This window comes from Pseudorhodobacter sp. E13, assembly GCF_003991405.1.
Lineage (GTDB): Bacteria > Pseudomonadota > Alphaproteobacteria > Rhodobacterales > Rhodobacteraceae > Pseudorhodobacter.
In genome coordinates, this window is record NZ_RPEN01000121.1 from 1 (window position 1) to 8,188 (window position 8,188).

Here is an 8,188-nt window from a genome sequence, read left to right on the forward strand (position 1 = left end):
AAACGGAAGGAAACACCAGCATTGACGCCATCATGACACGCAGAACATAACCACTGGGTGGGTCAGTTCTCGGTGACAATGCCGGGTCAATTCTCAGTGGCAATCAACAGCGCTGACCATGGAACTGGCTCGCTGCGAGTTCGCCGACCGCCGTGAGAACGTCATCGCACTCGGTCCGAGCGGCACCGGCAAGACCCACGTTGCCCTGGGCCTCGGACTGGCAGCCTGCCAGAAAGGCCTGAAGGTGCGCTTCACCACCGCGGCCGCTCTCGTCCACGAACTCGTGGAGGCCGTCGATGAGCGCCGGCTCCAGCGCCTCCAGAAGACCCTTGTCAGCCAGGACCTGCTGATCATTGACGAGCTGGGCTTCGTGCCGCTCTCCAAGACAGGCGCCGAGCTCCTCTTCGAGATCATCTCACAGCGCTACGAACGCGGCTCGATCGTGATCACATCGAACCTGCCCTTCGACGTATGGACAGAGGTCTTCGGCTCCGAGCGCCTCACAGGCGCCATCCTCGACCGCCTGACCCACCACGTCCACATCCTCGAAATGAACGGCGACAGCTTCCGCCTCCGCCAGAGCCGCAAAGCCAAAACCTGATCACCCAAACAAAAGGTCTGCCTGAACTGGCCTTCGGCCAGTGCGCCTTGTCACGCGCCAGCTACTTGGGAGCGCGCGCGACAAGGCGCCCGCCACACCCAAGCCGTTGGGGACTATTCCACCGGTCAACTGGCCAATTTTGCTCCGGGATTGACAGTCAAGTTCAGAAAGAAGGACCACTTCATCCCCCTCGGCCAAGTTCTGCCGGTAGTGCCGTTCTTTTCAGTGTCCTCTGTCGTATATGGCGTTTGATGGAGCTTCCAGCGGTAGAGAAGGTTGTCTTTCAGACCCATTCGCTCCGCCACCATACCTTTTTTGGCAGTTTGAACAGGTCGCTTTGGGCGGCCTTTTTTCTTTATTTCATTGGGCTTTCCCGCGCTTTTTTGTTTGCTCTGGATTTCTTTCGATTTGCCTCGCATGCTTTTCTTGAGTGGTATGAATTGTGGTATGGTCTATGGCCCTGACAGGGGGCAATCCCCCCGTTCTTAACGGGTGCATTCGTAGAACTTACGCGGCCATTTTTCAGTTTCTGGGCGGGTGTGATGCCGCCAATGCCCATGTTCGGGCGGTCGTTGTTGTAAGTCCATAGCCATTGAGTGGCGTGGTCTTGGGCCTCCTCGATTGTTTCGATGATGTATTGGTCGAGCCATTCGTGCCGAACTGTGCGGTTGTAGCGCTCGATATAGGCGTTCTGCTGGGACTGGCCGGGTTGGATGTGTTGGATCGTGATGCCCCGTTTCTCGGCCCAGATCAACAGCTTGCGACTGATGTATTCCGGGCCGTTGTCGACCCTTATGGTGCCGGGTTTGCCGCGCCACTCGATGCTCCTGTCCAAGCTGAGAATGACCCGTTCAGCTGGCAAAGAGAAATCCACTTCGATGCCCAGGCTTTCGCGATTGAAGTCATCCAGCACGTTTAGCAGCCGAAACGCACGACCATCGCGGCACAGCTCTGCCACCGGGACACCGCCTTCGGCCTTACGCAGGATCGCAAGGATCTGCGACTCAGTGTATCTGCTTGTCTTCATTCAGAATCTCCTCGTTCATTTTGGCGAGAAAATTCTACTTATGTAGCCCCTTACTTTCGGGGGGGATTACCGGGACGCGGTTCCGGTGATGCCGCGCTCAGGACTGATGCCGAACATATCGAGCACGCCAATGAGATGGGCACATCGGGATAGCATTGAACCAGCATCATGTTGGCGGTCATCGCGCTGACCATGGACTGAAGCATGCACCCGGGTAGATCTCAGAAGAAGGTTACCAATCAGGAGAGCGGATCAATTGTTCAAAGGACAAGACCGCAGGCAGGCGGCATTTTCCGCATGCGCAAAACCGCTTGACAGGGATGACCCCGCTACCGAAGTCCTGAACCTAAGCTGCATGAGGGCTCTATGCACGACGCGTCTGCGTAAGATAACGATGGAAAATATGAAATCCAAACCCGCAAGCGCTCTATGCTAAAGAGGGAGCATCTGGGGGCAACGTCAGAACCCATTCTCAGTATTTTGCAGTGACGCCGAAAATGCGGCGAATGTAGTTTTTGACTGCCCGCCTGCGGTATTTCCAAGTTGAGCGATAGTCTTGGAAAAGCTCTTTGAGCTCTTTGCTATAGCTGAAGGCGTGTTCCAATTTTGTTTTGTCTCTGGAGGCAAGGCACTGGCTGAAAAAAAGAAACGACCACCCCCTGAACGCCTCTGGCAGCGGACGTTCGGGAAAGTAACGGTTCCGCCATTCCAGAACGGTCTTCAGCTGCCGGAACGTATCACGGTGGATATTATTGCCATGTTTTCGGTAGGCGAAGCCCGGCTTGTCCAACAGCGAGAAGCCAAGCGAAGGGCGATCCACCATGTAGCGAAAAATCTTCGTGCGGATGATAAGGTCATCGCCAGTCATATCTTCATCATAGCCGCCAACGGCGTCAAAAATGGCACGGCGAAAGACGCCACCTTGAACGTAAAAAGTGCCGATATGCGTGTATTCATGCTCTAAAAGATCTGCTGCCGTCCGGAATTCCAATCCATGCATCGGCGCAAGATATCTGTCGTTTGTCACGCTGTCAGTTTTGTCGATTTCGATGTTACAGGTATTTGCCACGAACATTTTATCGGGGTTTGCTTCAAGCAGCCGAATACGGGTTGAAAGACAGTCGGGCAACAGCAGATCGTCGAGCGACAAGAGGCAAAGATACTCTCCCGTTGCAGCCGCAAGAGCGCGGTTAATGTTCACGGCGATGTTTGCGGTATTCTCTTGCGTGATCAGACGATAGGGAAATGGTGATCGGGCCAACGCACGTTCGAGCGCCGCGACATTGTCATCTGTCGAGCCGTCATCTATCACCACAATCTCTATGTTTCGATAGTCTTGGTCGAATATTGACTGAAGTGATCTCTCGCAGAATTCGGCTTGATTATAGGTCGTACAAACCACGGAGCAGAGCTGTGGTATCAGTTTTTGCTGCGACATCATCACTTTTCCTTTTCTGCGCCGCGCATTCCAGTGCAGCATGTCCCTGTCAGAGTTTCAGTTCAAGCTGCTGATAAATGACACTGCGTGCCCCGAACATCTCTTTTTGGCGGCAAAGGCCTTCGTTAAGCACCCGGCCTTGGTCCAGCGTCGATATGCCAAAATCAAACCAAATACAGTCACGGAAAGTGTCGGTGAGCAGGTGGTCGACGATGATATCAACCCCCCCGGCATCACGTCCGGCGGGTGAGGTGGCGATATATTGCACATGGACGGTTGGGCCACAGTCAAACATCACCAGTGCGGAGAGCATGTCGGCACCAGAAAAAGCGCCAAAAAGCCGAATATTTTCCGGGAAGGTTGCCGCCAGCTTCTCCATTTCCACTAACGAATGTGTAGGGCTTACGCCATGGCGGGAAGAAAGCACCGATTCGAGCAATTGCCAGCAGGCCCTCCAGTCCCGAGATTCCCGGACCTCGATCCCGGCGGCGCGGGCGGCCTTTGCCCCTTGCCTTTTTGACTTGGAAAACCCCGGTCTGTCGCGCATCCGAATAGCGCTTGCAGCGTCCATCCTGATTTGTCGTGCCCCCGCGCGGTAAAGAGCGTAGAGATCTTCCTCCGCCGGGCTGCTGTGATAAAAATGCGGAATTGGCTTGTATACGAGCCGGGTAAAGCCTGCGCTTTGCATATACTCGGTGGCTGCACTGACGACATCCAGCATAAGCGCCGTGCCCATGCGTGAATCCGTAATAAACCCGCCATAGGTCAAGCCGCCGTGGGATATGATCGTATCACCGTCCGCGTTGGCTGGCAGCAGTGCGACGATCTTTTCACCCGAAGAAACGATCAGGGAATGGTCTTCGAACCGATCCGCATGATAGTCGGCGAAACCACGGTTAAACAGAAAAGTGCCGTTCTTGGAGTCGCGGACGAACGCGTTCCAGATATCAGAGCAGGACCTGTCATAGCGACGTATCGAGAGGCTGCTCATTTGCCTATCCAACGAGCGACCCCGACGCCGGTTCGGCCCATTCCGTTGCCGTTATAGAACAGATAACTTTCACCCTGATCAGTGTCGAGGCGCGCGGGATAGCAGGTCATCTCGCCGTCCCATTCCGACGGGCCGCCGCGGGGTAGCTCGCTCAGATCGCTTCGGGTGAAGGTTATACCATCGCTGGAAGTTGCAAAATGACAAGAATAAAGCTTGTCGCGCGTATCTGAGGTGACGCGAAGCTCGTAAGCATTTCCGGCCCGATTAACACGGGGGCGGCCAATGCGGTATTCATCGCCACGCACATCCAGAAACTTGACCGCTTTCGTCATGTCAAATGTCACGCCATCCGGGCTTTCCACCGTCCAGCAATTATATTGTGGGTATCGGATGCCGTCGATCAGCTCCCAACGCTGCCCGCAGGCGATCCAGGCGCGGTAGCCGTTCTCTGTCGGCAGAATACTGTGAAGCGCTGCGATGAAAAGCGCGTTCGGGGCGCGGTCGATCACCGGCGTGGGTTGGACCCGCGTGAAAGTCTCGCCATTGTCGTGGCTTTCGGCGAGGCCAGTATAGGCAAGAAATTTGGCCTTGGCGACCAGTTGAAAGCCCACATAATACATGCGCAAATGCTGTGCCGAGAGGCGCAAAACGTCGCCAAGAATGACGCCGTTATCGTCGAACATGCCCGGTTCTCCGATATCCAGCGTTGGTTTTTCGGCAACAGCAAGGACACGTTGTGGATTGCCGCGATCAACATCAATCCACGCGATGCGGCTGACCCCTGCATCGTCGCGCACGCCGCCAAAGACGCGTATCGTGTTGGCATCAATCTGAATTGGAACCGGCGTCATAAAGCTGTGACGAGCCCATGGTTTCTCGCCGGTGGGTGACCAGATTTGGCCAAGTTTACTCCAAGACATCAGGCGCTTTCACTTTGAAGAAACGGTATGAAGTCACTTTGGACGGCACGGCGGGATGCCCCGTCAGCATTTGTCCATGAGCTTCGAAGCTTTTATTGACCACCGAGGCAAGGGCAACAAAGCAATCATCCCCGATCGTGACGTTGTCCGCGAACGTAGAGTTGACCCCCAGAAAGCAGCGTTGACCGATCTGGCAGTAACCCGAGATGACGACATGCGAAGAAACGAACGTAAAATCTCCGATCCGGGTTTGATGCCCCACATGGTTGCCGCTCCATAGAACGACGCCGTCGCCGATGCGGACACCGTGCTGAACCACGTTATTTTCGAAAATAAAGACATTCTCTCCAAGTTCGGCTGTGCGCCAGACGAAGGCGCGCGAACTGATGTAATTTGCAAGCTTGTAACCCTTGCTGCGGACGATGCCCACCAGCCGCTCGCGCACCCGGTTCAGTTTTGTGTTCGTAACCGCAACGTGAACCTGCACGCTGTCTTGCGGGAAATGGGTTTCTATATCTTCAAGGGCAACAACTGGAAGACCGCGATGTTCCGACCCTTCAATATAGGCACGTTCCACCGCAAAGCCGACAACCTCGAACTGGCTGTCTTCACTGAAATATTCATGCGCTATGTCTGCGAACTCACCCGCACCAATTATTACAAGTTGTCCGCGTGGGCTGCCGTCGTTGTTCTGAACTTGCATCGCGAAACCAAGGTGATTAGTGTGACCCTCACCTTTGGATTAATGTTATCAGCGTGTCAATGACGTGCTGCCATCGCGTTAAAGGTAGTGCATTGAGCAGAAAATAGGGAAAAACAGTGTCGATCGAAGACTGCAAGTTGGTTGAATTTCCCAAGATCACAGATGTGCGCGGTAACTTAACTTTCATCGAAGGGCAGCGACATATCCCTTTTGATATCAAGCGGGTTTACTATCTCTATGACGTTCCGGGCGGTTCGGATCGTGGGGCGCACGCGCATAGAGGGCTTGAGCAGGTCATTATCTCTATGGCTGGCAGTTTCGATTTGTTGCTGGACGATGGAAAAAAACAGAAAAAGTTTCAGCTGAACAGATCGTATCACGGGGTTTACGTCTGCCCGATGACTTGGCGCTACCTCGACAACTTCTCCTCTGGCGCTGTTTGCATGGTGCTGGCCTCTGCGGCCTATGACGAAGCCGATTATATCCGCGATTACGCCACCTTCAGCGCAGAAACAGCATGAAACCGGCCGTTCCCTTTCTTGACCTGAAGGCGGCTCACGACGAGCTATCCAACGAAATAGACAGCGCGCTGCTGCGCGTTGCGCGATCGGGGTGGTATATCCTTGGGCCAGAGGTGGAAACCTTCGAGCTTGCGTTCGCTGCATATTGCGAAGCCGACCATGCGATCGGTGTCGGAAACGGGTTAGACGCGCTGGAGCTGGCGCTGCGCGCCGTCGGCGTCAAGGCGGGGGATGAGGTCATAGTGCCATCCAACACCTTTATCGCGACTTGGCTTGCGGTTAGCCGTTGTGGTGCGGTCCCGGTGCCCGTCGAGCCGAACGAGTTCACTTACAACATCGACCCCTCCCGTATCGAAGCCGCGATCACCCCGCGCACCAGTGCAATCATCCCAGTGCATCTCTATGGCCAGCCCGCAGATATGGACGCGATAATACCTATCGCGCGCAAGCATGGGCTAAAGGTCGTCGAGGACGCTGCACAAGCACATGGGGCGCGGATCAACGGTCTGCGGATCGGCAAGATGGCCGATGCCGTGGCCTGGAGTTTTTACCCCGGCAAGAACCTCGGCGCGTTGGGCGACGGGGGCGCAGTGACAACCAGTGATGCAGATGTCGCCGACACATTGCGCATGCTGCGAAACTATGGCTCCCGGCGCAAATATGAAAACGAAGTGTTGGGTGTGAACAGCCGCCTTGATCCGCTGCAAGCGGCTGCGCTGGCAGTGAAGTTAGGGTGTCTTGATGCGTGGAACGCTCGGAGACAGTCTGTGGCGAAGCGCTATCTTGATGAGCTTGCGGGTGAGCCCCTCACGCTGCCATTCGTGCCCGATTGGGCAGATCCGGTTTGGCATCTCTTTGTTATTCGCCATCCCGACCGTGATCTGCTTCAAAAGCGACTGGCTGAGGCTGGCATTGAAACATTGATTCACTACCCAATTCCCCCGCACCAGCAAGCAGTCTACGCTTCGTGTGGCTTCCTCTCCGATGCGACGCCAATGCCGTTGGCGCAAAGATTTTCGGCTGAGGTTCTTAGCTTGCCAATCGGCCCCCACCTAACCGATGACCACGTCTCCCAGGTCATCTCGGCTGTGCGGCAGTCCCTTCGCTCTTAAGGGTTCTCCGCAGGCGAACGGTTTAAAGTTTCGCGAGGGGAGGAGGCCCCAGTTAGAGGTGGTTCCGGGACTCTGAACAGCCGGGATAAGTGGATTTTCTGCGCAACAGCGGCATGATGCTGCGAGCGGGGAGAAGACTGAACCGTGAACCGCGCCGGGTTTGCCGGAGGCTCCAACTCCTGAGTAGGATAGAGCATCATGAGCAAGACAACGAACAAATTTTCCCCCGAAGTGCGCGAACGCGCCGTGCGTCTGGTCCTCGACAATGAGGGCCAGCATGGATCGCGTTGACAAGCTACCATGTCGATAGCGGTGAAGATCGGCTGTGCGCCCCAGACCCTGAACGATTGGGTCAAGAAGGCCGAGGTCAATAGCGGCAAGCGCCCGGGCGTCTCCAGCGAGATGGCCGAGCGTATGAAGGCTTTGGAACGCGAGCACCGCGAGCTGCGCCAGGCGAATGAGATCCTTCGCAAGGGTGAGCCAGTGAAGGCGCCATTGGTTCAAGCCCACTGGCGAACGCGTATTTTGCGATGGCCCATCTCGCGGTTTGCATGCAAACCGCTGCCGGGCAGCGGGAGTTCGACCGCCGCTCGAAGTGATGGTCAAGTTCATTCACTGCCCGGCAGTGCATGTTTACATGCACGAGAGGGTATGACCATCGCGGTGCGCATGGGGTCGAACCGATCTGCGAGACACCGCCGATCGCCCTTGCCACCTATTATGACCGTCTGGCCAAGCGCGCCGATCCGACGCGACTGTTGCATTGGACCTGCACCGGTTCTGTTCCGGTCAGGTGCTTATGTTAAGCGGCCCTCTGTTCGAAGGCCACGGGTGATTTCCAGCCGTGGGCTGAGTGTTTGCGGCGTGGGTTGTAG

General features: G+C 55.7%; 6 protein-coding genes and 3 pseudogenes. 4 read left to right on the forward strand and 5 right to left on the reverse strand.

The genetic code is table 11. The features are described 5' to 3' along the window. Nucleotides 1–112: 112 nt before the first annotated feature. Nucleotides 113–601, forward strand: a pseudogene (gene istB, locus EGN72_RS00685) (IS21-like element helper ATPase IstB); the annotation flags it as partial. 523 nt (nt 602–1,124) lie between these two features. Here istB and EGN72_RS00690 read toward each other — a convergent pair. The 5 genes and pseudogenes from EGN72_RS00690 to EGN72_RS00710 all read right to left on the reverse strand — a co-directional run. Next, nucleotides 1,125–1,544: pseudogene (locus EGN72_RS00690) on the reverse strand (transposase); the annotation flags it as partial. Between the two features lie 556 nt (nt 1,545–2,100). Further along, nucleotides 2,101–3,108: a glycosyltransferase family 2 protein gene (locus tag EGN72_RS00695; protein WP_127044746.1), complete on the reverse strand. Its 1,008-nt coding sequence runs from the start codon at nt 3,106–3,108 to the stop codon at nt 2,101–2,103. A 7-nt stretch (nt 3,109–3,115) separates the two neighbouring features. After that, on the reverse strand, nt 3,116–4,057 hold the full coding sequence (locus EGN72_RS00700) for a GNAT family N-acetyltransferase (RefSeq protein WP_127044747.1): 942 nt from the start codon (nt 4,055–4,057) through the stop codon (nt 3,116–3,118). Next, a complete protein-coding gene (locus EGN72_RS00705; RefSeq protein ID WP_127044748.1) occupies nt 4,054–4,977 on the reverse strand; it encodes a hypothetical protein in 924 nt (307 codons plus the stop codon). Before EGN72_RS00705 ends, EGN72_RS00700 begins: the two co-directional genes overlap by 4 nt. Beyond that, entirely contained in the window at nt 4,964–5,680 is a 717-nt protein-coding gene (locus EGN72_RS00710; protein WP_127044749.1) for an acetyltransferase, read from the reverse strand. Before EGN72_RS00710 ends, EGN72_RS00705 begins: the two co-directional genes overlap by 14 nt. Nucleotides 5,681–5,796: 116 nt before the next feature. Between EGN72_RS00710 and EGN72_RS00715 the strand changes: the two genes are divergently transcribed. The 3 genes and pseudogenes from EGN72_RS00715 to EGN72_RS19380 all read left to right on the forward strand — a co-directional run. After that, nucleotides 5,797–6,201: an FdtA/QdtA family cupin domain-containing protein gene (locus tag EGN72_RS00715; protein WP_127044750.1), complete on the forward strand. Its 405-nt coding sequence runs from the start codon at nt 5,797–5,799 to the stop codon at nt 6,199–6,201. Next, nucleotides 6,198–7,313 (forward strand): DegT/DnrJ/EryC1/StrS aminotransferase family protein, encoded by a 1,116-nt coding sequence (locus tag EGN72_RS00720; protein ID WP_127044751.1) that lies wholly within the window; start codon nt 6,198–6,200, stop codon nt 7,311–7,313. The genes EGN72_RS00715 and EGN72_RS00720 overlap by 4 nt, the downstream gene beginning before the upstream one ends. Before the next feature lie 198 nt (nt 7,314–7,511). Beyond that, nucleotides 7,512–8,071, forward strand: a pseudogene (locus EGN72_RS19380) (transposase); the annotation flags it as partial. Nucleotides 8,072–8,188: the final 117 nt, after the last annotated feature.